The sequence below is a fragment of the Rhodococcus sp. H36-A4 genome, assembly GCF_027158005.1.
In the GTDB taxonomy this organism is placed as follows: Bacteria; Actinomycetota; Actinomycetes; order Mycobacteriales; family Mycobacteriaceae; genus Rhodococcoides.
The window spans coordinates 40,831-66,433 of record NZ_JAPVLQ010000011.1 but is presented as its reverse complement, the minus strand read 5'-3'; the positions used below and the strand labels follow the sequence as shown (position 1 = coordinate 66,433).

General features: G+C 62.2%; 24 protein-coding genes, 1 tRNA gene and 1 rRNA gene. 21 read left to right on the top strand and 5 right to left on the bottom strand.

The window, feature by feature from the left end; genetic code table 11:
- Window positions 1-9: 9 nt before the first annotated feature.
- From rrf to O1W68_RS20625, 20 genes are all read left to right on the top strand, one after another.
- Window positions 10-126, top strand: a 5S ribosomal RNA gene (gene rrf / locus O1W68_RS20720).
- Window positions 127-231: 105 nt separating this feature from the next.
- Window positions 232-1,119, top strand: coding sequence for a hypothetical protein (locus O1W68_RS20715; protein ID WP_269306782.1), 888 nt, complete (start codon window positions 232-234; stop codon window positions 1,117-1,119).
- Window positions 1,116-2,120 carry an HAD-IIA family hydrolase gene (locus tag O1W68_RS20710; RefSeq protein WP_269306780.1) on the top strand — a complete coding sequence of 335 codons (1,005 nt, stop codon included), beginning with the start codon at window positions 1,116-1,118 and terminating at the stop codon, window positions 2,118-2,120. Before O1W68_RS20715 ends, O1W68_RS20710 begins: the two co-directional genes overlap by 4 nt.
- An 87-nt stretch (window positions 2,121-2,207) precedes the next feature.
- Window positions 2,208-2,429: a hypothetical protein gene (locus tag O1W68_RS20705; RefSeq protein WP_269306779.1), complete on the top strand. Its 222-nt coding sequence runs from the start codon at window positions 2,208-2,210 to the stop codon at window positions 2,427-2,429.
- 1 nt (window position 2,430) lies between these two features.
- Window positions 2,431-3,261 carry a TlyA family RNA methyltransferase gene (locus O1W68_RS20700; RefSeq protein WP_269306777.1) on the top strand — a complete coding sequence of 277 codons (831 nt, stop codon included), beginning with the start codon at window positions 2,431-2,433 and terminating at the stop codon, window positions 3,259-3,261.
- Window positions 3,212-4,285 carry an NAD kinase gene (locus O1W68_RS20695; RefSeq protein ID WP_269306775.1) on the top strand — a complete coding sequence of 358 codons (1,074 nt, stop codon included), beginning with the start codon at window positions 3,212-3,214 and terminating at the stop codon, window positions 4,283-4,285. The genes O1W68_RS20700 and O1W68_RS20695 overlap by 50 nt, the downstream gene beginning before the upstream one ends.
- Window positions 4,286-4,288: 3 nt before the next feature.
- Window positions 4,289-6,055, top strand: a complete 1,767-nt coding sequence (gene recN, locus O1W68_RS20690) for a DNA repair protein RecN (RefSeq protein ID WP_269306773.1) — start codon at window positions 4,289-4,291, stop codon at window positions 6,053-6,055.
- Between the two features lie 207 nt (window positions 6,056-6,262).
- Window positions 6,263-7,447, top strand: a complete 1,185-nt coding sequence (gene steA / locus O1W68_RS20685) for a putative cytokinetic ring protein SteA (RefSeq protein ID WP_269306792.1) — start codon at window positions 6,263-6,265, stop codon at window positions 7,445-7,447.
- On the top strand, window positions 7,444-8,391 hold the full coding sequence (locus O1W68_RS20680; protein WP_269306772.1) for a copper transporter: 948 nt from the start codon (window positions 7,444-7,446) through the stop codon (window positions 8,389-8,391). Before steA ends, O1W68_RS20680 begins: the two co-directional genes overlap by 4 nt.
- A 154-nt stretch (window positions 8,392-8,545) precedes the next feature.
- Window positions 8,546-10,285 carry a CTP synthase gene (locus O1W68_RS20675; protein ID WP_269306770.1) on the top strand — a complete coding sequence of 580 codons (1,740 nt, stop codon included), beginning with the start codon at window positions 8,546-8,548 and terminating at the stop codon, window positions 10,283-10,285.
- The gene (locus O1W68_RS20670; RefSeq protein ID WP_269306768.1) at window positions 10,282-10,920 is read left to right on the top strand and encodes an NUDIX domain-containing protein; all 639 of its coding nucleotides are present in this window, start codon (window positions 10,282-10,284) and stop codon (window positions 10,918-10,920) included. Before O1W68_RS20675 ends, O1W68_RS20670 begins: the two co-directional genes overlap by 4 nt.
- Before the next feature lie 20 nt (window positions 10,921-10,940).
- Complete coding sequence (gene xerD, locus O1W68_RS20665; RefSeq protein ID WP_269306767.1) at window positions 10,941-11,840, top strand: site-specific tyrosine recombinase XerD; 900 nt, start codon at window positions 10,941-10,943, stop codon at window positions 11,838-11,840.
- Between the two features lie 100 nt (window positions 11,841-11,940).
- The gene (locus tag O1W68_RS20660; protein ID WP_269306766.1) at window positions 11,941-13,029 is read left to right on the top strand and encodes a ParA family protein; all 1,089 of its coding nucleotides are present in this window, start codon (window positions 11,941-11,943) and stop codon (window positions 13,027-13,029) included.
- Window positions 13,026-13,871: a segregation and condensation protein A gene (locus O1W68_RS20655; protein ID WP_442972426.1), complete on the top strand. Its 846-nt coding sequence runs from the start codon at window positions 13,026-13,028 to the stop codon at window positions 13,869-13,871. Before O1W68_RS20660 ends, O1W68_RS20655 begins: the two co-directional genes overlap by 4 nt.
- Window positions 13,864-14,556 carry an SMC-Scp complex subunit ScpB gene (gene scpB / locus O1W68_RS20650; protein WP_269306764.1) on the top strand — a complete coding sequence of 231 codons (693 nt, stop codon included), beginning with the start codon at window positions 13,864-13,866 and terminating at the stop codon, window positions 14,554-14,556. The genes O1W68_RS20655 and scpB overlap by 8 nt, the downstream gene beginning before the upstream one ends.
- 13 nt (window positions 14,557-14,569) lie before the next feature.
- Window positions 14,570-15,832, top strand: a complete 1,263-nt coding sequence (locus O1W68_RS20645; protein ID WP_269306762.1) for a pseudouridine synthase — start codon at window positions 14,570-14,572, stop codon at window positions 15,830-15,832.
- Window positions 15,832-16,515, top strand: a complete 684-nt coding sequence (gene cmk, locus O1W68_RS20640) for a (d)CMP kinase (RefSeq protein ID WP_269306789.1) — start codon at window positions 15,832-15,834, stop codon at window positions 16,513-16,515. The genes O1W68_RS20645 and cmk overlap by 1 nt, the downstream gene beginning before the upstream one ends.
- Complete coding sequence (gene der / locus O1W68_RS20635) at window positions 16,512-17,954, top strand: ribosome biogenesis GTPase Der (RefSeq protein ID WP_269306760.1); 1,443 nt, start codon at window positions 16,512-16,514, stop codon at window positions 17,952-17,954. The genes cmk and der overlap by 4 nt, the downstream gene beginning before the upstream one ends.
- Window positions 17,955-18,039: 85 nt before the next feature.
- Window positions 18,040-18,113 (top strand) — tRNA-Pro (locus tag O1W68_RS20630).
- A gap of 373 nt (window positions 18,114-18,486) precedes the next feature.
- Window positions 18,487-19,122, top strand: a complete 636-nt coding sequence (locus O1W68_RS20625; RefSeq protein ID WP_269306759.1) for a DUF1109 domain-containing protein — start codon at window positions 18,487-18,489, stop codon at window positions 19,120-19,122.
- A 344-nt stretch (window positions 19,123-19,466) separates the two neighbouring features.
- Here O1W68_RS20625 and O1W68_RS20620 read toward each other — a convergent pair whose 3' ends face one another.
- Window positions 19,467-20,330, bottom strand: coding sequence for an IS3 family transposase (locus O1W68_RS20620; protein WP_269306757.1), 864 nt, complete (start codon window positions 20,328-20,330; stop codon window positions 19,467-19,469).
- 268 nt (window positions 20,331-20,598) lie between these two features.
- Between O1W68_RS20620 and O1W68_RS20615 the strand changes: the two genes are divergently transcribed.
- Window positions 20,599-21,660, top strand: a complete 1,062-nt coding sequence (locus O1W68_RS20615) for an IS110 family transposase (RefSeq protein WP_269306754.1) — start codon at window positions 20,599-20,601, stop codon at window positions 21,658-21,660.
- Here the strand turns inward: O1W68_RS20615 and O1W68_RS20610 are convergent.
- The 4 genes from O1W68_RS20610 to O1W68_RS20595 form a co-directional block, all read right to left on the bottom strand.
- A complete protein-coding gene (locus tag O1W68_RS20610) occupies window positions 21,620-21,946 on the bottom strand; it encodes a transposase (protein ID WP_269306752.1) in 327 nt (108 codons plus the stop codon). The two genes, O1W68_RS20615 and O1W68_RS20610, sit on opposite strands and share 41 nt — an antisense overlap.
- Before the next feature lie 123 nt (window positions 21,947-22,069).
- Entirely contained in the window at window positions 22,070-22,525 is a 456-nt protein-coding gene (locus O1W68_RS20605) for a hypothetical protein (protein WP_269306788.1), read from the bottom strand.
- Window positions 22,526-22,551: 26 nt separating this feature from the next.
- Window positions 22,552-23,733 (bottom strand): DUF6745 domain-containing protein, encoded by a 1,182-nt coding sequence (locus O1W68_RS20600; RefSeq protein WP_269306750.1) that lies wholly within the window; start codon window positions 23,731-23,733, stop codon window positions 22,552-22,554.
- 723 nt (window positions 23,734-24,456) lie between these two features.
- The gene (locus tag O1W68_RS20595; RefSeq protein ID WP_269306748.1) at window positions 24,457-25,341 is read right to left on the bottom strand and encodes a TolB family protein; all 885 of its coding nucleotides are present in this window, start codon (window positions 25,339-25,341) and stop codon (window positions 24,457-24,459) included.
- Between the last annotated feature and the right edge of the window lie 262 nt (window positions 25,342-25,603).

The following is a 25,603-nucleotide window of genomic DNA, read 5'->3' as shown; positions in this document are numbered from 1 at the left end:
TCATGGAGTTACGGCGGCCATAGCGGAGGGGAAACGCCCGGTCCCATTCCGAACCCGGAAGCTAAGCCCTCCAGCGCCGATGGTACTGCACTCGACAGGGTGTGGGAGAGTAGGACACCGCCGAACACAGCTTATGATCAAGGGGACCCACCCACGGTGGGTCCCCTTTTTCTGTTTTTTACAACTACATCTGATTTCATTATGAAACGTGTACGACCGAGAGGAACCGCTGTGCCGGAAGACAGCAACGACCGCCGCTCGCAAGGACAGCCCCGCAATGGCGGATCCCAAGGCGCCGGACGGTCCGATAACAGCGGACGACCGGCGAGCGGCCGCAACGACAACCGTCGTAACGATGGCCCCCCGCGTCGTCGAGGAGGTGAGGGCGGATTCACCGCCGATCGCCGTTCCGGTGGTGGCTCTACCGACCGTCGTCCGCCCCGACCAGAAGAGCCGGACCTACCTGACGAGGTCGAGGCCGGACAGTTGGAGCCGACAGTTCGTCGAGATCTCCTCAGCTTGGACAAGAGCAACGCAACCGCTGTCGCACGGCACCTGGTGATGGCGAGTCGCCTCGTAGAGGACGATCCGCAACTTGCACTTCTGCACGCTCGCGCGGCTCGGCAGCGTGCAGGCCGTGTAGCAGTTGTGCGTGAAACAGCCGGTCTGACGGCTTATCACGCCGGCGAATGGGCCGAGGCCCTTTCGGAGCTGCGTGCCGCTCGACGCATGGCCGGCGGACCAGGGCATGTGGCTGTCATGGCCGATTGTGAACGTGGCCTGGGGCGGCCCGAACGCGCCATCGAACTCGGTCGTAGTGATGAAGCACGTCAGTTGACAGGTGACGAGGCGTCGGAGCTTCGGATCGTCGTGGCCGGTGCACGGATGGATTTGAGTCAGTTCGACCAAGCTGTCGTCACGCTACAGACTCCGGACCTCGATGCTTCCCGGTCGGGAACGGCAGCAGCTCGTCTGTTTTACGTTTACGCCGACGCCTTGGTCGCTGCAGGTCGTGTCGGCGAAGGTGTCACGTGGTTCCTGAATGCGGCGGCCGCCGACGTAGAGGGCGATACCGATGCAGAAGAGCGGGTGGCCGAGTTGTCCGGCGATGGGCAGTGACGACCCTCCGACAAGAGCACGACGTTCTTTTGCTCGATCTCGATGGCACCGTCTACCAAGGTAAGCACCCCATCGTGGGAGCTGTCGAGGCCCTTGGTCGAGGTATGGAAAAGCAGTTCTTCGTCACCAACAATGCAAGCCGCTCACCGTCCGACGTCGCTGTTCATCTCCGTGAATTGGGCTTCGAGACCTCTGCGGATTTCGTGGTGACCAGCGCTCAAGTGGCGGCCAGAATGCTGGCCGATCGAGTTGAGCCCGGCTCCTCGGTGGTTGTGGTCGGGACGGCTGCCCTCGAAGCAGAGATCACACAGGTCGGTCTGGTACCGGTCCGAACCGCTGATGCTTCGGTACGTGCTGTAGTCCAGGGTCACAGCGTGGCGACCGATTGGTCCAGCCTGGCCGAGGCGACGTTCGCTATACGTGCGGGTGCGCTGTGGGTGGCTACCAACGTCGACGCGACCCTGCCGACCGAACGGGGCTTGGCTCCGGGGAACGGATCGATGGTTGCCGCAGTTCGTTGGGCGACGGGTATCGAGCCTCTGGTCGCCGGAAAGCCTGCTGCCCCGATAATGCACGATGCGATTCGTTTGAGTTCCGCGGAGCGTCCCCTGGTGGTGGGGGATCGCCTCGATACCGACATCGCCGGTGCCAATGCAGCGGACATACCGTCGTTGCTCGTGCTGACCGGGGTCAGCACTGCCCTGGACGCTCTTCGTGCCGTTCCGTCGGAGCGTCCGACACACATCGGATTCGACTTGGAAGCTCTCAACCAGCCGCCGGGTGAGTCGGCGGTCGGTCCTAAACCAGGCTGGTCGGTACACGTCGAACACGGGGTTCTGACGGTGACCCACGATGGCACGTCGGAAGTTGATGCGCTGGACGGTCTTCTGGCCGCCGCGCACGCTGTGTGGGGATCGCCGAGTGAAGGAACGACGAACTGGGAAACGATCTCGATCATCGGTGATGGGGTGGACGGCCTTCGAGAGCGACTGGCTGCCTGATCCTTCGTTCTCGATGCGGGCGGGCGTGCGGGCGAGTAGTCGGGGCGTGCGGGCGGGTGTCGGGGCGATCCGATAGCGTTGACGGCGATGAGCGCGTCGATTCCACTCCCCGGGCAACACCGTCAGCACGACAGTCGAGCCGATATGCCCGCTGTCGATCCCATCGTCGTCGAAGCAGAGGTCGACGAGTTGCTGGCTCGACTGCCGTCGCCGGACGCGATATCCGCCGACTTGAAGACGCATGCGCGGATTCTGGACCACGCACACGAAGTTCTGGTTCAGGCACTGTCTGCAGTGGACAAGAGCTGACGTGGCGCGGCGCGCACGCGTCGATGCCGAACTCGTACGTCGAGGATTGGCTCGCTCACGTGAACATGCAGTCGATCTCATCGATGCCGGTCGGGTCAAGATCGCCGGCACCGTTGCTACCAAACCGGCAACGGCAATCGAGCCGGGCACACCATTGCTCGTCACCGTCGAGGACAACGAAACGAATTGGGCCTCGCGCGGTGCCCACAAGTTGCTGGGTGCGCTCGATGTGTTCGAACAGTCAGGATTTTCCGTGGCAGGAAAACGCTGTCTCGACGCCGGCGCATCCACGGGCGGGTTCACCGATGTCCTGTTGAGTCGGGGCGCGCGCGAGGTCGTAGCGGTGGACGTCGGATACGGCCAGCTCGTGTGGCGGTTGCAGTCCGACGAACGTGTCCGTGTAGTCGATCGAACCAACGTACGTTCCATCGATGCAGAGACGATCGGTGGTGTGGTCGAGGTCATCGTGGCCGACCTGTCGTTCATTTCGCTCAAGCTGGTTCTACCGGCATTCGTGGCCTGCGCCGGCCCGGAAACCGATCTCGCGTTGATGGTGAAACCTCAATTCGAAGTCGGTAAGGACCGTGTCGGATCGGGAGGGGTAGTTCGCGATTCTGCACTGCGCGCCGAGACCGTGGTCGATGTCGCGGAAGCGGCGGCTGTGCTGGGTCTTCGCCTGCAAGGAGTTACGGCAAGTCCGCTTCCGGGGCCGTCTGGCAACGTCGAGTATTTTTTGTGGTTACGATCGCGGTCTGTCGTGTACCCGAGCGAGTCAGTGCGCGATGACACTGCAGCGCTGGTGCAGCGCGCAGTCGAAGAAGGGCCACAGTGAGAGTGCGAAGCGACGCCAGCGGACGTTGGCACGGGCCCACGACAACAGAGGGACCACGGTGACGACGCCAGATTCGACAGTGCAGCCTGCACCGGTTCGCGAGGTATTGCTGGTTGCCCACCCGGGAAGGCCCGATATCGCCGAGACGGCGCTTCGAGTCGCGAAGGTGTTCGGCGAAGCTGGTATTCGATTGCGGGTACTCGTCGACGAGGTGCATTCGACGCACACCGAGGCTTCCGGGGTACGTGAAGCCGAGGTCGCACTGGTGGAGGAGTTCGAGCTACAAGTAGTCGAATTCGGCCCCGATGCGGCACTGGGTTGTGAATTGGTGCTGGTGCTCGGAGGCGACGGGACGTTTCTCCGTGCAGCCGAGCTCGCTCGTGCGGCGTCCATCGCCGTTCTCGGAATCAACCTCGGGCGTATCGGGTTTCTCGCCGAGGCAGAGGTGGACCATCTCGAGGATGCGCTGGCTCGCGTCGTGAGCGGGGACTATCGAATCGAGAATCGGATGACTCTCGATATCAACATTCGCGTCGGCGATCAGGTCGTCGAACGAGGATGGGCACTGAACGAAGCGAGCATCGAGAACGGCTCGCGGCTCGGTGTCCTCGAGGTGGTACTCGAGGTCGACGACCGTCCGGTGTCGGCATTCGGCTGTGACGGCGTCCTGATCTCCACTCCAACAGGTTCCACTGCGTACGCATTCTCGGCCGGCGGGCCAGTTGTCTGGCCGGAACTGGAAGCGATTCTCGTGGTCCCCAGCAACGCACATGCCTTGTTTGCGCGGCCGTTGGTGACCAGTCCCAATTCTTTCATTGCTGTCGAGACGGACGCCGGCGGTCACGAAGCTCTGGTTTTCTGTGACGGCAGACGAACTCTGACGCTGCCTGCAGGTGGACGCGTCGAGGTGATCCGGGGCGCCGAGCCGATCAAATGGGTCCGACTCGATTCGGCACCTTTCGCCGATCGAATGGTCACGAAGTTTGCATTGCCCATCAAGGGATGGCGGGGGAGGGCGAGGTAGAGCATGCTCGAAGAAATTCGAATCGACAGCCTTGGTGTCATTTCGGCCGCAAGTGCTCAGTTCCATGAGGGTCTGACCGTGCTCACTGGTGAAACCGGTGCCGGTAAGACGATGGTTGTCACCAGTTTGCATCTCTTGTCCGGAGCGCGTGCTGACGCCGGGCGGGTGCGTCTGGGAGCCGATCGGGCCGTTGTAGAAGGTCGGTTCAGTACTGAGACCGCTTCGGCGCAGGTTCTCGACGAGGTCGAGAGGGTCCTGGAGTCGGCTGGTGCTCAGCGCGACGAGGACCAATCGATCATCGCGTTGCGCACTGTGAACGCGGATGGAAGATCGCGTGCGCACCTGGGTGGGCGGAGCGTTCCCGCTGCCGTGTTGTCCGGGTTCACCGATTCGTTGCTGACTGTGCACGGCCAGAACGATCAGCTAAGACTGCTGCGTGCCGATCGCCAACTCGAGGCTCTCGACCGTTTTGCGGGCGAGTCCGTTTCCGGTCCGCTGAAGAAGTACCGGTCTGCCCGCACCGCATGGTTGGCTGCTCGGACCGAATTGATCGACCGAACCGAGCGAAGCAGGGAGCTCGCTCAGGAGGCCGATCGATTGCAGTTCGGCATCCAGGAGATCGACGGCGTGGCGCCTGAGCCCCAGGAAGACCTGACCATCGCGGCCGATGTTCGCCGACTCGGCGACCTCGACTCGCTGCGCGAATCTGCCGAGGGCGCCGGCGCTGCACTGGTCGGTGCCGTCGAGGACACGGGCGGGGCGATGTCGGCTCTCCATCTGCTCGGTGAGGCACGCACGCAGCTCGAGGGTTCTGACGATGCTGCGTTGACCGATCTGCTTCCTCGGCTGAACGAAGCCATGGCTGTGGTTACCGACATCGGTGCGGATCTCACTGCATATCTGTCGGATTTGCCGTCTGATCCGAGTGCCCTGGAAACATTGCTCAATCGCCAATCCGAGCTCAAAGGGTTGACGCGGAAATACGCAGCCGACGTCGATGGCGTCATCGCCTGGGCGAGCGACGCGCGTGAGCGACTGCTGCACATAGACGTCTCTGCCACTACGTTGGCAGATCTGTCGGGACGAGTGGACGAGACAGCTGCCGAGGTGGCCGCAGCTGCAACCAAACTCACCTCCGCGCGGAGCAAGGCCGCTGCAAAACTCGCGAAGGCAGTCAGTGTCGAGCTTGCCGGTCTCGCGATGGGTAAGGCGAAACTGCAGCTCGATCTGCGTGCTGCAGTTGCAGGTCAGCAAGACAACGCACCGCTGAACATCGCGGGTACGGAGCTGCATGCAGGTCAGAATGGTGTCGACGAAGTCGAGTTCAAATTGTCCGCACACGACGGCGCGCAAGCTCTACCGATCAGCAAGAGCGCATCGGGAGGTGAGCTTTCACGCGTCATGTTGGCATTGGAAGTCGTCCTCGCAGGATCGGACAAGGGCGCAACGATGGTCTTCGACGAGGTCGATGCCGGAGTCGGCGGCCGCGCAGCCGTCGAGGTAGGCCGACGTCTCGCCAGGTTGGCCCGCACACATCAGGTGATCGTGGTGACACATTTGCCGCAGGTTGCAGCGTTTGCCGACACACATCTCGTGGTGGACAAGGCCGATTCGCGTAAAGGCGCGGCCAACAGTGGAGTGAAATCACTGTCCGCGTCGGAGCGTGTTGTCGAACTGGCCCGAATGCTGGCTGGGTTGGACGACACCGAGACCGGTCGAGCGCATGCCGAAGAACTGTTGGCAACTGCCCGCGCCGAGCGTGCGGACTAGCAGGATGCGACAAGACCCGTAAGAGGCACGTTTTCCCCAATATCCCTATTCCAAGGGCGTCGGGTTGGAATCATGGCCCAGAACCGACTGAATCCTAGCTTCCGGCCGTAGGATCAGCTGGTGCGTGTGTGAATCATGTGGACAGTGTGGTATCTGTTTCGGCGCGCCTCCTTCATGGCTCGAGTCGAAGCCCTCATCATGGGAGCCATGAAGATGCCGGCTCTGTTATCACGAACTCAGGACTCGCTGCCCGGAATCAGTGGTATCGCCCGGGTCGATCGCAACACGTCGAAACTGCTCAAACGCGTAGGTCCCGGGGACATCGTCGTCCTCGACGAACTCGACCTTGATCGACTTACTGCCGACGCTCTGGTCGCTGCGGGTGTCTTGGCGGTAGTCAATGCGTCGCCATCGATTTCGGGTCGCTATCCGAATCTGGGCCCGGAGGTGATCGTCGCCAACGGAATAACGTTGATCGACTCCACCGGCACCGAGGTGTTCAAAAAGATCAAGGACGGCAGCAAGATTCGCCTCAACGAAGGGGGCGTGTACACCGGCGATCGTCGTCTCGCGAAAGGCGACGAGCAGAGTGAAGCCGAGATCTCCGATCGGATGATCGAGGCAAAGACCGGATTGGTCGACCATCTCGAAGCATTCTCCGGTAATACCATCGAGTTCATTCGCACCGAAAGTCCGTTGCTCATAGACGGGGTCGGTGTCCCGGACATCGAGCTCGACTTGCAGGACCGTCACGTCGTGGTGGTAGCCGACGGACCAGGTCATGCCGAAGACCTCAAGGCGCTCAAGCCGTTCATCAAAGAGTATTCGCCGATCATCATCGGTGTCGGCGCAGGCGCCGATACGGCAATGAAGGCTGGGCACAAGCCGGACCTCATCGTCGGCGATCCTGACGACATCACTGCCCAGACGCTCAAATGCGGTGCTGAAGTGGTGCTTCCGGCGGACTCGGACGGGCATGCGAACGGACTCGAACGGATCCAGGATCTCGGTATCGGAGCTATGACGTTCCCCGCCACTGGTGCACCTGCCGATTTGGCGTTGTTGCTGGCCGACCATCATGGCGCGTCGCTGATCGTGACCGTCGGAAGCCCGGCCAGCCTGGACGAGTTCTTCGATCGTGGTCGACGAAACACCAACCCGGCGGCGTTCATGACGCGGTTGAAGGTCGGTGCCAAACTGGTCGACTCGAAGGCTGTTGCGACGCTGTACCGCAGTCGCGTATCGGGTGGCGCTGTTGCATTGCTGATTCTCGCCGCACTGGTTGCTGTCATCGTCGCTTTGGTCGTGTCGAACATGGGCAGTGAAGTCCTGGACTGGACAGTCGACTTGTGGAACCGCTTCGCAACGTGGGTTCAGGGGTTGCTGGAGTGATTTCCATGCGCCAACATGCCATTTCGATCGCAGCGATATTCATCGCGTTGGCTATCGGAGTGGTGCTCGGGTCCGGGTTGTTGTCCAGTGGTCTCGTGTCGGGACTCCGGGACGACAAGACCGACCTCGAGAACGAAGTGAATTCGCTGCAAAGCACCAACAATCAGCTCGGCGAGCAGCTCAACTCCGCTGATGGATTCGATGCGGCGGTATCGGGACGCGTCGTACGCGACGCGTTGGCGGGCCGCAGCGTGGTGGTGATCACCACTCCGGACGCGGATCCGGGTGATGTCGACGGTGTTTCTCGTTCGATAGAGGCGTCGGGAGCGGCTGTGACGGGCCGGGTGTCGTTGACGGATTCGTTCGTCACCGCTGCCAGCGGTGACGATCTCCGTACTCGACTGACCAATGTCGTGCCTGCCGGGACTCAATTGCGCACGGGATCTGTAGATCAGGGAAGCATGGCGGGCGACTTGATGGGCTCGGTTCTGTTGCTCGATGCCGAGAACGCCCAGCCTCAGTCCACCCCGGAGGAACTTGCACTCGCACTCGAAACGCTGCGCAGTGGAGGTTTCATTGCGTACGACAACGGTGCCGTGGCCCCCGCCCAGCTAGCGGTCGTCGTGACCGGTGCCGGTGATGCCGGTACCGGGGACGGAAACCGTGGTGCGATCGTGGCGCGCTTCGCCGGCGGGCTCGACGCGAGGGGCGCCGGCGCAGTGCTGGCTGGACGTTCCGGAGCAGCAGAGGGCAACGGGCCGGTAGCTGTGGTGCGCGCGGACTCAGCTTTGTCCGCGGCTGTGAGCACGGTGGACAACGTTGACCGGGAAGCCGGCCGGATTACGACGGCGCTGGCATTGCAGGAGCAGTTGGATGCAGCCGCGGGCCGCTACGGGACCGGTCCGAATGCGACGGCGGTCACCGTCGGTGCACCGGCCCGATAAGATCCGGTGCTGAGAATATGCGCGTAGTTCGCTCTCTGGGCAACATTGGTGTTACCGTGAAGTCCCGTGGGTAGCAGGCCCATGTTCTACGCATTACCTCTCCCACCAGCTCACTGGTGGGAGCACGCCCTGCAGATACGTCACGGGAGCATCATTGTCACGCCTTCAGTCGCGTTCTGACACCAAGCACATCTTCGTCAGCGGAGGCGTCGCATCGTCTCTCGGCAAGGGCCTCACGGCTTCGAGCCTGGGCCAGCTACTGACAGCTCGTGGCCTCCGCGTCACGATGCAGAAGCTCGATCCATATCTCAACGTGGATCCGGGCACCATGAATCCGTTTCAGCACGGCGAGGTCTTCGTCACCGATGACGGAGCCGAAACCGATCTGGACGTCGGACACTACGAGCGATTCCTCGACCGCGACCTGTCCGGGTTCGCAAACGTCACTACCGGTCAGGTCTACTCGACGGTCATTGCCAAGGAGCGTCGCGGCGAGTACCTGGGCGACACCGTCCAGGTCATTCCGCATATCACCGACGAAATCAAGCGTCGAATCCTTGCCATGAACGGTCCTGATCTCCAGGGCCATCAGCCGGACGTGGTGATCACCGAGATCGGTGGCACTGTCGGAGACATCGAGTCGCAGCCGTTCCTCGAAGCGGCGCGTCAGGTACGTCATGACGTCGGTCGCGAAAACGTCTTCTTCTTGCACGTCTCCCTGGTGCCGTTCTTGGCGCCTTCCGGTGAGCTCAAGACCAAGCCGACTCAGCACTCGGTTGCAGCACTGCGCAGCATTGGCATCCAGCCCGATGCACTGATTCTGCGGTGTGATCGCGACGTTCCTCCTGGCCTGAAGAACAAGATCGCACTGATGTGTGACGTCGATGTCGAGGCCTGCATTTCCACTCCAGACGCACCGTCGATCTACGACATACCGAAGGTGCTGCACAAGGAGGGCCTCGACGCGTATGTCGTGCGCAAGCTCGGGTTGCCGTTCCGCGACGTCGACTGGACGGTGTGGGGCGGTCTTCTCGAACGTGTCCACGAGCCTCGCGAGACGGTGCGCGTTGCCCTTGTCGGCAAATACGTGGATCTTCCCGACGCGTACCTCTCGGTGACCGAGGCGTTGCGTGCGGGCGGTTTCGCGCATCGTGCGAAGGTCGAGATCAAGTGGGTTCCGTCCGACGAGTGCGAGACTTCTGCAGGCGCGCAAGCTGCACTCGGTGATGTCGACGCAGTGCTGATTCCGGGTGGATTCGGTATTCGCGGCATCGAAGGCAAGCTGGGCGCTGTCAGCTTTGCGCGTACCCGCAAGGTGCCTCTGCTCGGACTGTGTCTAGGTTTGCAGTGCATGGTCATCGAAGCAGCACGCTCGGTCGGACTGGCCGACGCCAACTCGGCGGAGTTCGAACCGGACATCGAGTTCGCTGTCATCTCGACGATGGCCGATCAGGAAGACGCCGTTGCCGGGGAGGCAGACCTCGGTGGAACTATGCGACTGGGCGCGTATCCGGCGATCTTGTCGAAGGGTTCGGTCGTGGCAGGCGCCTACGGGTCGACCGAGGTATCCGAACGACACCGTCACCGCTACGAGGTCAACAACACCTACCGTGACCAAATTTCCAAGAGCGGTCTGGTTTTCAGCGGAACTTCTCCTGACGGGCACCTCGTCGAGTTCGTGGAACTTCCGACGTCGATGCATCCGTTCTTCGTCGGCACGCAGGCTCATCCGGAATACAAGAGCAGGCCGACGCGTCCGCACCCGCTTTTCGCGGCATTGATCAACGCAGCGTTGAAGTACAAGGCAGCCGAGCGGCTTCCGGTCGATATTCACGGTGACGACGCCGAGTCCGAAGCGTCGGTGCCGGAAGTGAACGCCGAAAGCAACGGATGAGCGAGCAGGACAGCCGGTTCGAGTTTCGGACTCTCGCTTCGACAACGGTCTACGAGGGCGCGATTCTCGCTTTGCGATTGGATCAGGTCGCGATGCCGGACGGCCGAGAGGCCGAGCGTGAAGTAGTCGAGCACCACGGCGCGGTAGCCGTCGTGGCACTCGACGGTCAGGATCGGATCGCGATGATCGAGCAGTACCGGCATCCGATCGGGCGACGTCTGTGGGAATTGCCCGCCGGTCTTCTCGACGAGACCGGTGAGCCACCCGTCGACGCGGCGAAGCGCGAACTCGCCGAGGAGACAGGACTTTCCGCGGCCCGCTGGTCGGTACTCGTCGACGTTTTGGCGTCCCCAGGCTTCACCGACGAGTGCGTTCGAGTCTTTCTCGCCGAGGACCTGACCGAAGTCGAGCGGCCGGATGCACACGACGAAGAGGCCGACATCGTGCTGTCCTACGTGCCGGTCGACGACGCGGTTCGCCGGGCTCTGTCCGGTGAGTTCGTGAATGCGAGTGCGGTGGCGGGCATTCTGGCGCTGGCCGCCTCGCGGGTAGCGTCGACAAGCCTGCGTCCCGCCGATGCTCCGTGGCCGGATCTGCCGACTACTTTCGAGCGTCGGAAGAATTCGCACGAGTAGTCGCCGTGTTGAGTGAACAGATGTCGACCTATCTCGATCACCTCGAGGTCGAGCGTGGGTCGGCGAAGAACACTCTGTCCTCGTATCGCCGAGACCTTCGGCGATACGAGGCGTTTCTCACTGCCCACGACATCGATGATTTGGCCAAGGTATTCGAATCGGATGTGACCGAATTCGTCTTGTATCTGCGGCGAGGTGGAGACGAGTTCCCACCGTTGGCTGCAAGTTCCGCAGCACGGACGCTCATTGCGGTCCGCGGGTTTCACAAATTCGCTGCCGCGGAGGGATTCACGGTCTCGGATGTAGCCAGTGCCGTCAAGCCGCCGACCCCGAGTCGTCGGCTGCCGAAGTCGCTTCCCCTCGACCAGGTGATCGCGATTCTGGAATCGGCCACCGCCGAGGGTGCGGATGCTCCTCGTGGTTTGCGTGACAAGGCGATCCTCGAATTGTTGTACTCGACCGGTGCCCGCATTTCCGAAGCAGTGGGTCTCGACGTCGACGATGTGGATACCGATACGCGATCGGTTATGCTTCACGGCAAAGGTGACAAGCAGCGGCTGGTACCGGTCGGCCGCCCCGCTATCGAGGCTGTGGACGCGTATCTCGTTCGAGGGCGGCCCGCGCTGGCCACGAAGTCGACTCCTGCGTTGTTCCTCAATGCTCGCGGTGGTCGGTTGTCGCGGCAGAGTGCTTGGCAGGTACTACATACGGCAGCCGAGCGTGCAGGCATCGCTACGCCGGTCTCTCCGCACACCCTGAGACACTCGTTTGCGACGCATCTGCTCGACGGTGGGGCAGATGTCCGTGTAGTGCAGGAGCTACTCGGTCATGCCTCGGTCACCACAACCCAGATCTACACGCTAGTGACGGTGAATACGCTGCGCGAGGTATGGGCAGGAGCTCATCCCCGCGCGAGGTGAAGACATGTTTGTGCGTGTCCGGCGATACTGCCGCAGCGCCACGCGGTACGTTCTTGGGAGCGTATTTCATCTTGTGTGCCTTCAGGCACGAGGCGAATGCATGATCAACGAACGGACAGGGGAGCGCTGGAACGTGTCGACACCGCAGCCGCCAGCGGCGGAGTCAGGTTTTGGACCGACCTGGGGCGAGCAGGCTCCGGTCGCTTCGCCGTCGACAGTCTCTTCGAACAGGTCCTACGAGGCAACGCCCGACGGGCTGACCCCGCTCCATTCACCAAGCGAAGGAGCTCTCTTTCATACCCGGCAGCCCGAGTCCGCTCGTGAGAGCAAGGACGTCATCCCTCCCGTCGACACGCTCGGCCCCACTGGTCGCAAGACCAGACCGGTTCCCGAACCGCAGCCACTGAGCAGTCACGGTCCGGCGAAGATCATCGCGATGTGCAACCAGAAGGGTGGCGTCGGAAAGACGACGTCGACCATCAATCTGGGTGCCTCGCTGGCTGCTTACGGTCGTCGAGTGCTTCTGGTCGATCTGGATCCGCAGGGTGCGTTGTCTGCAGGGCTAGGCGTCGCACACCACGAGCTCGACCTCACGGTCTACAACCTCCTCGTCGAACCGAAGGTATCCGCCGACGACGTCCTGATGCGGACGCGCGTCGAGAATCTCGATTTGCTGCCGAGCAACATCGATCTGTCGGCGGCTGAGATTCAGTTGGTCACCGAGGTCGGTCGCGAACAGACTCTCGGTCGGGTACTCCACCCGATTCTGGATCGATACGACTACGTGTTGATCGACTGCCAGCCCTCCCTCGGATTACTCACTGTCAACGCACTGACGTGTGCCGACGAAGTTCTGATTCCCATGGAATGCGAGTACTTCAGCCTGCGCGGATTGGCGCTGCTCAACGACACCGTCGAAAAGGTTCGCGATCGGCTCAATCCACGGCTCAAGCTCGCCGGCATCGTGGTCACCATGTTCGACGCCCGCACACTGCACTCGCGCGAGGTGATGACAAGGGTGGTCGAGGTGTTCGGTGACGTCGTGTACGACACCGTGATCACCAGGACCGTGCGTTTCCCCGAGACGTCCGTCGCAGGCGAGCCGATCACCACGTGGGCGCCGAAATCGGCAGGGGCCCAAGCCTATCGGGCTCTAGCCCGAGAGGTGATATACCGGTCCGGTCCCTGATCGTGTCTGCCGCCACCCTCGGCGAAGCTCCGATCGAGGTTCCAGGTGGGGAGGATCCGTCGCGATTTCGTGTTCGGTTGCTCAACTTCGAAGGACCGTTCGATCTGTTGTTGACCCTGATCAGTCAGCATCGCCTCGATGTCACCGAAGTCGCGTTACACACCGTCACGGACGATTTCATCGCGTTCACCAAGTCACTCGGCAAAGAAATGGACCTCGATCAGACGACGGAATTCCTCGTCGTCGCAGCCACGTTGCTCGATCTCAAGGCGGCGCGGCTGTTGCCGTCCGGCGATGTCGAAGATGCCGAGGACCTCGCCTTGCTCGAAGTGCGTGACCTGCTGTTCGCCCGGCTCCTGCAATATCGCGCCTACAAGCAGGTGGCAATGCTGTTCGGTGAGCTCGAAGCCGCCGCACTGCGTCGATATCCACGGTCGGTGTCCGTGGAGGACCGTTTCGCGGACCTGATTCCAGAAGTGCTACTCGGCGTCGACCCGGTTCGTTTCGCCGATATCGCGGCGACGGCGTTCCGGCCGAAGCCGATTCCGCAGGTCGGCCTCGATCACATTCATCAGCACGCGGTGTCGGTGCCGGAGCAGGCCGCGTGGGTGATGAATCTTCTTCAGGGGAAGGGCTCGGGGCAGTGGGCGACGTTCGGTGAGATCATCGAGGGCTGCGAATACCCTGTCGAAATCATTGCGCGTTTCCTTGCGTTGCTCGAGCTGTTCCGTGAACAGGTCATCGTATTCGAGCAGCCCGAGCCGCTGGGGGAGTTGTCGGTGAGCTGGACCGGTACGGAGAAGGTCGACGGAGTGCTCGTGTCAGCGGTGGACTATGGATGAGAAAGAGCTTGCCGAGAGTGAACAGTCAACGGGCATCGAGTCCGACGAAGAGCTGGACGACGCGACGCTCGAGGCCGCACTCGAAGCCGTCCTGTTGGTAGTCGACTCGCCCGCGTCGAACGAGCAGTTGGCGTCGGCCGTCGGGTGCGAAGCACGTCGGGTGAAGCAGACGGTGACGCGGATGGCCGAGAAACTGACCGAACGCGGCAGCGGAATCGATCTCCGCTATGCGGGCGACGGATGGCGTTTCTACACCCGCACTGCCTACGCGCCGTATGTCGAACGGCTACTTCTCGACGGCGCTCGGTCGAAACTCACACGCGCGGCATTGGAGACTCTGGCCGTTATCGCATATCGTCAACCTTTGACGCGCTCGCGAGTCAGTGCTGTGCGAGGAGTCAATGTAGACGGAGTCATGCGCACATTGCTCGCTCGTGGCTTGATTTCGGAAGCTGGAGTGGATCCGGAAACGAACGGCACCATGTATTCGACCACCGAGTTGTTCCTCGAACGGCTCGGGTTGGCATCGCTGACGGACCTGCCGCCTCTGGCACCGTTGCTGCCAGGTGTGGATCTGATCGACGAGATCAGCGACAGCATGGACACCGAGCCCAGAGTTTTTCGCTCCACCAAGAACCGCGGATCGAAACCCGATCCGGTATCCGAGCTCGACTCGGACGACTGATAGGTAACAAGAAGTGAACAAGCCCGCTCGCCGTGATGGCACACCGGACAGAAGTAAAAGACAAGATCCCCGTCGGAAGCCGGCCGCAGGTAGGTCGGAAAGCCCTCGGGATGGTCGCCGAACCGGCGACGCGCCCCGCGGTGCGGGACGCCGAGAGGATTCTCCTCGCGGAGCTTCAGGACGTCGGGAGGATTCTCCTCGTGGAGCTTCAGGACGCCGAGACGAGGGTCCGCGCGGCGCTTCAGGCGGGCGTCGAGAGGATTCGCCTCGCGGTTCAGGGCGACCCACCGGGCCCCGTAAGCCTGCTGAACAGCGCAAACCGTATGTGAACAAGCCTTTCGTTGATCCCGCGTTCGAGGACACGCCTGTCGAGACAGGCATCAACGATCGCAGTAACGATGCGGTGCCTCGTAAGAAGCCCTCGCGCCCCAAGCCGCCGAAGCCGCAGAAGAAGCAGACTCCGACGACCACGATCAGCAACGCGAAGCCCGCGAAGCATCAGTACATCGAACCCGACACCAAACGGCGCCACGTGCCCCGCGGTGAAGGCGTTCGTCTGCAGAAGGTTCTAGCTCAGGCCGGGGTTGCTTCGCGCCGCGCAGCCGAGGAACTGATCGCCGACGGCCGTGTCGAGGTCGACGGACGCATCGTCACCGAGCAAGGAATCCGCATCGATCCGGACGTCGCTGTCGTCCGCGTCGACGGCACCCGAGTCGTCGTCAAGGAAGAACTCGTCCACCTCGCGATGAACAAGCCGCGTGGATGGCAGTGCACGATGTCCGATGATCTGGGACGTCCGTGCGTCGGCGATATCGTCTCCGAACGCGTTCAGGCGGGGCAGCGACTGTTCCATGTCGGGCGCCTCGATGCCGACACCGAGGGCCTTCTTCTCTTCACCAACGACGGTGATCTTGCTCACCGCCTGATGCACCCGTCGTACGAGGTATCGAAGACGTACCTCGCCACGCTGTATGGAACTATCCCGCGCGACGTCGGCAAGCAGTTGCGTTCGGGTGTCGTTCTCGACGACGGCCCCGTCAAGGTCGACGGCTACTCGCTCCTCGACGTCAACGAAGGCAAGTCGCTCGTACGTGTCACCCTGCACGAGGGTCGCAAGCACATCGTGCGGCGCATGTTCGAGAAGGTCGGCTACCCCGTCGGCCGTCTCGTACGCACCGACGTCGGCAACATCGCCCTCGGCGATCAGCGCCCGGGAACGCTCCGGGTCCTCGGCCGTGGAGAGATCGGCAAACTCTACGAGTCGGTCGGGCTGTGATGGACAGTCTCGTCATTGCAATGGACGGGCCGTCGGGAACCGGGAAGTCGACGGTCTCACGAAAGTTGGCCACTGCGCTCGACGCTCGCTACCTCGACACCGGTGCGATGTACCGCGTGGCGACGGTGTGGGTGTTGCGGGCCGGTATCGATCCGTCCGATGCAGACAAGGTCGCCGACGTCGTCGAGACCCTGCCGTTGGACATCGGAACCGATCCGGCCGTCGAAGCAGTGACGTTGGCCGGCGAAGATGTCACCTCCGAGATTCGCGGAGCTGCTGTAACCCAAGCGGTCTCGGCTGTGTCCGCAGTTCCACGTGTACGGGACATTCTCGTACGGATGCAACGTGAAATCTCTTCGGCCCAACCGCGAATCGTCGTGGAGGGCAGGGACATCGGGACAGTCGTGCTGACCGACGCGCACGTCAAGGTTTTTCTGACAGCCTCGCCCGAGGCTCGCGCCGATCGTCGAAACAAACAGAACACCACCGAAGGACGGGGCGACGACTACCAAGCAGTCCTCGCCGACGTCCAACGCCGTGATCATGCTGATTCCACCCGCGCCGTATCTCCTTTGCGGCCCGCCGAAGACTCCGTGATCGTGGATACGAGCGAACTGGACATGGACGGCGTTGTCGCCGCATTGCTCCAGGTCGTCAGCGAGAGAACTGGAGCAATGCAGTGACCGAAGAATTCTACGGCTCCGAAACAGCCGGCGACGGCGTCTGGAGCGACGAGGGCGAATGGGAGATGGTCGACCTCAGCGAAGGCGAGGACGGCGAAGTACAAGTCGCCGTTCCTACCCTCGCGGTGGTCGGACGTCCCAACGTGGGCAAGTCCACTCTCGTCAACCGCATCATCGGCCGTCGTGAAGCAGTGGTCGAGGACGTGCCGGGGGTGACGCGTGACCGTGTCTCCTACGAGGCGAACTGGGCTGGACGGCGTTTCCTGGTGCAGGATACCGGCGGTTGGGAACCCGACGCCAAGGGCCTGCAGCAATCCGTTGCCCGCCAAGCAGAACTGGCGATGAGCACCGCGGACGCGATCCTCCTGGTCGTCGATGCGCGTGTCGGATCCACCACCACCGACGAGGCTGTCGCCCGGGTGCTTCGGCGCTCGAAGACGCCGGTCCTGTTGATAGCCAACAAGGTCGACGACGGCCGCACCGAGTCCGAAGTTGCTGCACTCTGGTCATTGGGTCTCGGTGAGCCACTTGCTGTTTCGGCTACTCACGGCCGCGGCACCGGAGACATGCTCGATCGCGTTCTCGACGCGTTGCCGGAAACTCCTCGCGAGGGAATCCCCGGTGGGGGACCGCGTCGCGTCGCGCTCGTCGGTAAGCCGAACGTAGGCAAGTCCTCACTCATCAACAAACTGTCCGGTGACGAGCGTTCCGTAGTCCACGAGGTGGCCGGAACTACCGTCGACCCGGTCGACTCGTTGGTCGAATTGGGCGGCAAGACTTGGCGATTCGTCGACACTGCAGGTCTGCGTAAGCGTGTCAGTCACGCCAGCGGTGCCGAGTTCTACGCATCGCTGCGTACCAAATCGGCCATCGAGGCCGCTGAGGTTGCAATTTTGCTCATCGACGCCTCCGAGGTGATCTCCGAGCAAGACCTCCGAGTGCTGAGCATGGTCGCCGACGCTGGTCGTGCACTCGTGTTGGCATTCAACAAGTGGGACCTCGTCGACGACGACCGACGCCAGATGCTCGAGAAGGAGATCGATCGCGATCTCGCTCGCGTGCCGTGGGCGCAGCGCGTCAACATTTCGGCTCAGACGGGCCGCGCAGTCCAGAAGCTCGTTCCCGCGCTCGAGACTGCACTGGAGTCCTGGGACAAGCGTGTGCCGACCGGACGCCTCAACAACTGGCTCAAGGAAGTTGTGGCAGCGACCCCGCCGCCGATGCGTGGGGGCCGTATGCCGCGCATCATGTTCGCAACCCAGGCGACGACGCGTCCACCGACGTTCGTGCTCTTCACCACCGGCTTCCTCGAGGCCGGATACCGACGCTTCATCGAACGTCGACTCCGTGAAGAGTTCAACTTCGACGGCAGCCCCGTCCGCGTCTCGGTCCGTATCCGCGAAAAGCGCGAACGGCCAGGCAAGGGTCACAAGCGTTGATTCCCCCGGGCCCCGCCCCTGAGCAGGCGATTTCCGCTCAGAGGCGGGGCTGAGGTACTCTCATCAAGCGCCTTACGGGGCGCGGCGGGCTGTGGCGCAGCTTGGTAGCGCACTTGACTGGGGGTCAAGGGGTCGCAGGTTCAATTCCTGTCAGCCCGACAGATTATGCAGTTTAAAGGCGGTTCCGGAGAAATCCGGGGCCGCTTTTTTTGGCCGAAAAAGGGCTCAGTTTCACGAGTTGTCACAACTCCTTCGTAACTACGTTCCTGGATCCATGTGGACATCCGGTCACTTCGAGCTCCGAGACCTCGTCTCTGGTGATTTCTCGCGGCCGATGCGCTTGTCTTGGACGTGGATGTACGGCACTGTCACGTTAATTGAAACCAAACAGGCTTCGCTGCTAGGTTTCAATTAACCTGACAGTGCCCCCGACATCCCAATCGCGATTTACATCGGGTGCCGACGCCAGTGCCGAGCATCAGTTCTGCTGCAGTGGAGGTCACCGTAGTGTTGCCACCGATACGCTAGCTCCATGGCGAGAATGACATCGCTCGACAGATGGGTGTATCAGCAGCTGACGGGCGAGCAGACACGGTCGAAGCCACCCGGCCCAATACACCTGACCTTCGTGACGGCCGCCGTTGCGGTGTGGGTCTGCGTCAAACGAAATTGGTGGCCTTCGCCGTTCGGCGCACACATCTGGGCCGACCCACTTCTGGCCCATCTAGCGGTACTTGTGGTTTTGGCCGTCACTGGCCTGGTGTGGGCGATCCGAACCCTCTACGTGCTCGGCCGCGACCGACGTTGGTCCTGGTGGATACTCCCTGCGCCCTTCCTCGTCTCTGCCGCCTTCGCATTCGTGGTGTGCGGGCCAGCTACTACATTCCTCGACAAGCGGAGCGAGTTCGAGGCCATCGCCGTCGACATCAGGGAAAACCCCGGCACGTCCCGCGAGGAGTTCGAGATCGGTCCTTTCGATATCAGTCGCGCGCGAGGCGGCCCGTCGGGAGAAGTCTATTTCGTCGACAATTCGACCATCTTCTTCAGCTTTACGAGCGGGTGGGTGTACTCACCTGATCATGAACCTGCCGGCCAGGGCAATGTCGATTCCTCCATTTCCCACCTCGATGGCCCTTGGTACCGATACAAATCGGTGTACCGAGACTGATCAACATTCGCAGTAGCAACGGCTGGCAGTGCAGAACGAATATGCTGCTGCACACATATGCAAACGTTTGCTGGTATGCCTGCATATCAAGACTGGTCGTATGGCTAAGCTGCTCGCACAGCCAGCAGCAGTTCAACTGTCCCGTACTTCCAAGGCGGGTGGAGCTCGCCTGCGATAACTTGGTTTGAGGCTGCACGGTGATCGGGCCGATGGTGGAGGCGGATATGGAGTTCATAGAAGGCATCGATCCGAACGAGCCCGGAGTCCGGCGCGTCCCTGGGTCCAGCTTGTGGCAGGTCCCCGATAGTCGGACCACTTCGATCTAGAGCCGCTTCTGATTGATGTCAGTCGATCTCGCAGCCGTCCACCGGTTGGTGGATGTGGGTGCATTTCGCAGCGTACTCGGCCGGCGTTCGGTAGTTCAGCGACGAGTGGCGGTGCCGGTGGTTGTGGTCGTCCTTGAAATCCTCGATCACCACCCGAGCCTCGAGCAGACTCATCCAATGGTTGCGGTTCAGGCATTCCCTTCCGTAGTCGGTTATTGATCCCCCAAGGACTTCGTCCAGGGAGGTGCCCCCAGATTCGATGTGCCCGTTGTTCCACGGTGTGCCCGGCGGGATGTACGAGATTCCGATGCGGTCACCGCAGAACTGCTGCAGCACATGCGATATGAACTCAGGTCCGTTGTCCATCCGCAACACCAGCGGCGGCCCACCCCACAACGCGAACGCCTTCTCCAACTCCTCGGTCAACCGCCGAGCCGTGATCGACCGCTCCACGATGTTCAGCACCGACAGCCGGGAGTGCTCGTCGATCATCGACGCGATCTTGATCGCCTTGCCGTCGACGGTGGAGTCGAACTGAAAATCAAGTGCCCATACGACTTTCGGAGCATCGGCCTCGATCTGTGGGGTCGAGCTGATGCCTGCACGCTTGCGGGGATGGTAGATCCGAACCTGCAGACCCTCCTCTTTCCACAACCGGTGCACTTTCTTCTTGTTCACCGTGATACCCGCATCGTGCCTCAGATGCGCCCAGGCGCGGCGGAACCCGTGCATCGGGTTCTTCCCTGCGTAGGTGCAGAGCGCCGCCCTCAGGTCGGCGTCAGGGTCCGCGGGTGTCTGCGCGATCGGAGTTCGGGCGTAGGTGGATCGGGGAAGCCCAACTGCTTTGCAGGCCAACCGTTTCGACAGCTGCAACGTCTTCACGAGCATGTCCACGGCGCGGCGCTTAGCAGCTGGGTCTAGAAATTTCCAGTAATAATAGGATCAACCCGCTGACGAGGTGGCCTGACTCCGAATTTTCCTGGCCCACCCGGTGCCTTTCGAAGGACCCGTCGACCGCCTCGCCCGCAGGCCACCACAACACTGTGGAGCACGCGAAGTCCGTGACCTCATAGGAGCCTGCCGCCCCACCTCGGCCCGTCACTGGCCCGTCCGAACCTCGCGCCAACCGCCCGAGGAAAGGCCGGACCACGTGACACCGAAACGCACACCACCACGCATCTACTGCGGCGTCGACGCCCACGCCGACACCCATCACGCCGCCGTCATCACCGACACCGGAATCCTCATCGAAAGTCGCCAATTCGACACCACCACAGATGGATACCGCGAGCTACACACATGGATCCTCGGCCACGGAGCGCCCATCGCCGTCGGCATCGAAGGCACTGCCTCCTACGGCGCCGGCCTCACCCGGCATCTCCGCTCCCGCGCCGTCGCGGTCGTGGAAGTTCCGCGCCCGAACCGCAAACTCCGCCGCAACGTCGGCAACAGCGACCCGATCGACGCAGAAGCAGCAGCCCGCGCCGTCCTCGCCCGCAACCAACTCTCCGAACCCAAACACGGCGACGGACCCATCGAAGCAATCCGAGCACTGCGCGTCGCAAGATCGAGCGCAGTCAAAGCCGCCACCGCATCGATGAACGCCGTCCGATCGATGATCGTCACCGCACCCGAAACACTGCGCACCCACCTGCGCGGACGCACCACCACCGCACTGCTCGATGCGTGCATCGCACTCGAACCCGACCTCGGCGCTCTCACCGACCCGACAAACGCCACCATCGTCGCACTCCGCTCGCTCGCCGGGCGGTGCCGCGAATTACGCAGAGAAGCAAACGAACTCAAGAAATACCTCACAGCACTCGTCAAGCAGAGCGCACCACGAACTTCGGAAATCCTGGGACTAGGACCCGACACCGCAGCCGCGCTACTCGTCACCGTCGGCGACAACCCCGACCGGCTACGGTCGGAATCGTCGTTCGCTCACCTGTGCGGAGTAGCGCCGATCCCCGCGTCGTCGGGCAAGACCACACGGCACCGGCTACATCGCGGCGGCGACCGACGCGCCAACCAAGCCCTACACACCGCCGTCGTCGTCCGCCTCAAATACAGCGACGAGGCACGCGCCTACGCCAATCGCCGCACAGCAGAGGGGAAATCGATGCCCGAGATCCTCCGATGCCAAAAACGCTACCTCGCGCGTGAGGTGTTCAGCGCACTGCGCGCAGATTACGGTGCGCTGACTGCTTGACATCTATAGGAGCGTCCTTGGCCACCTCTCTCAACGCGTCCTTCTCGAGCTCCGCATCCGCAAGCAGACGTTTGAGCCGGCCGTTCTGCTCACGAAGGTCCTTGAGTTCCTTCGCGGCGTCGGTGTCCATGCCGCCGTACTGGCGGCGCCAGTTGTACAACGTCGCCGCCGAGACTTCGAGTTCGGCGGCGATCTCCTCCTGCGTTTTTCCCGCCGCGGTGAGCTCGTCGGCTCTGCGCAGCTTGCGCACGATGTCCTCAGCGGAGTTCCGCTTCCGTCCAGCCATAATTCTCATCTTCCTATCCGCCCAGGTCACGGGCAACAGGACTCTAGAACAAGATGGCGTCGTTCACCGGGGACACGCCATGCGGCGGAGCCGAACTGACACACCTCTGCGGCGGAGCCGCACTCAGTCGGCGACCAACTGCGTCGACTCGAAGTACCCACCTCGACCACGCTCACGTTGCCTGCCGATGACGTAACGGCCCGGGGCAATTCCGGTGGCTCCGTGTTCGGGGTGGATCAGGTAGGCGGTCACCGTGTTGTCGAGAATTCCGAGCGCCAGACGCCGCGCATCGCTCACCGGTGTCGACCACGTGCATCGGCCGCCATCGGCTACGAGGCTGTGCGGATTTCCGCCCGCTACGCTGCGCAGCAACTCGATTCCGGACAGGGGCACGTCGTCGATTCGCGTCCACACCCCGGTGGAGACGACGCCTTCGAGCAGCGCATACGGAACGACGATGAGGTCGCCTTGCGCTTGCATACCGTCGATGATCGGCACCGAAATTTCCTTGTCGAGATAGTCGAAGACGTCGAGGCCGGTCATCGTTGTCAATGTGGACAGGGTCATGTTCTGATTCATCTCAGTCACCTTGTGTAAGAGTAGGTTCAGGTTCGGCGGAGCAATTGGGCGTAGTTTTCTCCGCTGAGGCCGTAGGTCCAGCCTGCGGTGTCGAGGGCCGAGAAGAATTCGCCTGGAACGTGCAGGCCGTAGCGTCTGCGCTGGCCGTCGCGTTCGCGAGACCCATTGACAGCGAGAAGCACTCGACCTTCGCCGCCCCAGCCGGCAGGGGCGGCGAACAGCTGCAGAGTGCAGCCGTCGTTGCCTGGATCGTCGGCGTTGTCGACCAGGGTGAGTCCTGCAGCGTCGATGTAGTTGTCCCACCCGATGCGTTCGATTGCGGAGCGGCGGATCTCGACGTTGCGTTCGACGGTGATGCGTTCGACGCTCGGGTCGAGCACCACCCAATCCGGCACAATTGTGCCGTTCAGGACGTATGTCGCACTGCCGTCAGCGAATTGGATCGCCGGTTCGTCGTGGTGGTGCAGCCGTCTTTCGCCGTGTACTCGATCGGGAATGGGTTCGGAGTGCAGCACGGTCGGTCGTTCGGACATGACGCAGACGTCGTCGAACGCCCACCACCATCCCGTCGATTCGGTCAGGGCAACAAGTGCGTCGAGCAGTTCGTTGTCCTGTGGTTGGAAGGTTGCCAGGCCGAGGCGGCGGTAGATGTCGTAGTACGCCATACGGTGTGCTTCCTGCTGGCCGTACCACGGGATTTCGCCGACGAGGGGCGGCATCAGTGTCCTGATGGCGGGTGCGACGCCGTCGAACAGGCTGGTGTGCAACGAGTCCCACACCGTCGATCGTATGATCGGGTTCAGTCCGATGCCCGCGCGGACCGACATTTCGGGTGGCTGATTTCGTACTGCAGCCGTTGTGCGACCTTGGGCTGCTCTGAGCGCCCGAGACCGGATCGTCATCGGCCATCGGGGTGGTGGCCGTTCGCTCACCGGCAGCCGGATGCATGCGTCCATTCGGGAGCGTGAAATGGAGAGCAATGTTGCGATGCGAGCCGATGCACAGGTGGGGACTTCGACGGCAAAGGTTACAGCGGAAGCCAGGTCGTCCCCGGCGATGCGGGCCGCTGCAGCTGCCGGAGACGGTTCCCATACGAAGCGAGGAACGGGGAGGTCGGCATGTCGATACAGCTGAGCCACAGCAGATTCGGCAGAGTGTCGATCCGATGGTCCGGCGCGCATTCCGTGACCGAGATAGGTGTCGCGCATGGATACGACACTGCGGATGAGTTCTGAATGGGGGTCTTCGATGAGTGTCCCGTGCGATGAAGAAGTCGAGGGGATCTGCACGGCGCTCACGCGATGGAGGCTGTGTCAGCCTTTCCGGTAGTCATGGGAACAGCCTGACACACATGATGCGTCGCCGCTAGTGGTGCGCTCGAGTATTCCAGGCGGGCTGTTGCAAACCCTGCAGATCAAAAGTGATCGCAGTTCCTCAGTGCTCAGTGCTCAGCGCTCAGTGCTCCGATGCCGGCGCGGGGGACGCAGCCGGGGTCAGGATGCCCTGACGGTGACGTACTGACGTAAAGACCTGATCATCGGCTGTTGAGGCGCGTTCTCGGCGACGGCGGCTGCGGATTCGGTGGTCAAGCGAGGCCCGGGTCGCGATCGAGCGCAAGTTCGAGGTCTGTTCCTGAGGCAACCAAGTCCGACAGCTGCACGAACAGCATTCTCGCCGTCGTCACTGCGTGCTAGCTATCTTCACCGAGCACGTTCCAGTCACCGCTACCGCGGACCCTAGGCCTATATCGATCACGTCTTGGCCGGACTATTCTCGCGGGCGATTGTCGCCCGCGGCGGTCGACATAGCCAGTAGCAAAAAAACTCGGCGCATAGACTGGCCCGGTTCTCAGACCACTCGGCGTAATCGATCTTGCGGATTGGACGCGTCGCGAAGGCGAGCGAACCCAAAAGTGCAGAGTAGCTCGCGGGTCAACGTCCGCCACCCACGGTCGGCATCTGACCGCTCAGGGAGCGTGGAGTCAGCCGTTTCTGGTCGGATCCGTCGGGGTTCATCGATGCAATCTCAGGCTGGGAGCCGGTGGCGATGTCGGTCACCAGTTCACCCATCTGTGTAACCGCCCGGTCGTACAGTATGCGCGAGCCGTCGGGCGTGAACTTCGGATGTACGGCGTAGGTATCGGTGAGAGGTGTGATCTCCCCGCCGCCGGACGGCATTGTGTAGATCTCGGAGCCGTTGTTGCCGCCTCGGTTACTGGAGAAGACGAGCGTCGACCCATCGGGCGAAAAGGCCGGGTCGGAGTTCCAGAACTGGTCGCGCAGAAGCACTGTCGATTCTCCGCCGTTGACAGGTACTTCGTTCAGATATCCGCCGGTGACGTAGACCACCCGTGAGCTATCCGGGGAGAATGTCGCTCCGAAGGCCGACTCTTCTTGCGCGATGACATGTGCGTCGGATCCGTCGACGTTCATGATGTTGATGCTGCCGTTTGCGGTAAACGCGATCTTGGATCCGTCGGGTGAGAAAGCCGGTTGGTAGCCACCCTCGTACACCGACGTCGATTCACCCGACTCGAGGTCGATGATCTCGATGAACCGGCCTCGGGCGTACGCGAGTTGCTCGCCATCGGGGGAGAGGGCGGCGCCGTACCCGTAGTTCGGGTCCCGGCTGTCTTCGCCCACGGTCGGGGTGACCTGGCGCAGGCCGGAGCCGTCGATGTTCATGACAAACAGCTGGCCCCATCCGTCGTCGAAGGCCACGACTACCGGTGTCGGCTCGGGCGGAGGGTCGTCGGCGCATCCTGCCGTGAGCATTGTCAGCGCAACGAGCGCGGAGATCAGCCGGATCCGATGCATCGGGCAATCATCTCAGAACAGCCAATGTGCAGCACCCTGGTACGCGGCGCTGCTGTTGCTGAGATCGTGTAACTGCTGTCTACCGGTGGCGAAATCGTTCAATTGAATGATTCGGTCACGGTTGAGTGTGTACCGTTCGAATGATCGACCGGCGCACGGCCAGCGTGTTGTCGTGCAGGTGTTCGGATTGCGGCCTGGGGTGAGCAGGGCGCGCTTCGTTCGCCGTAGGTCAACCCAGTATGTGTCTCGTACGAGACTGGAG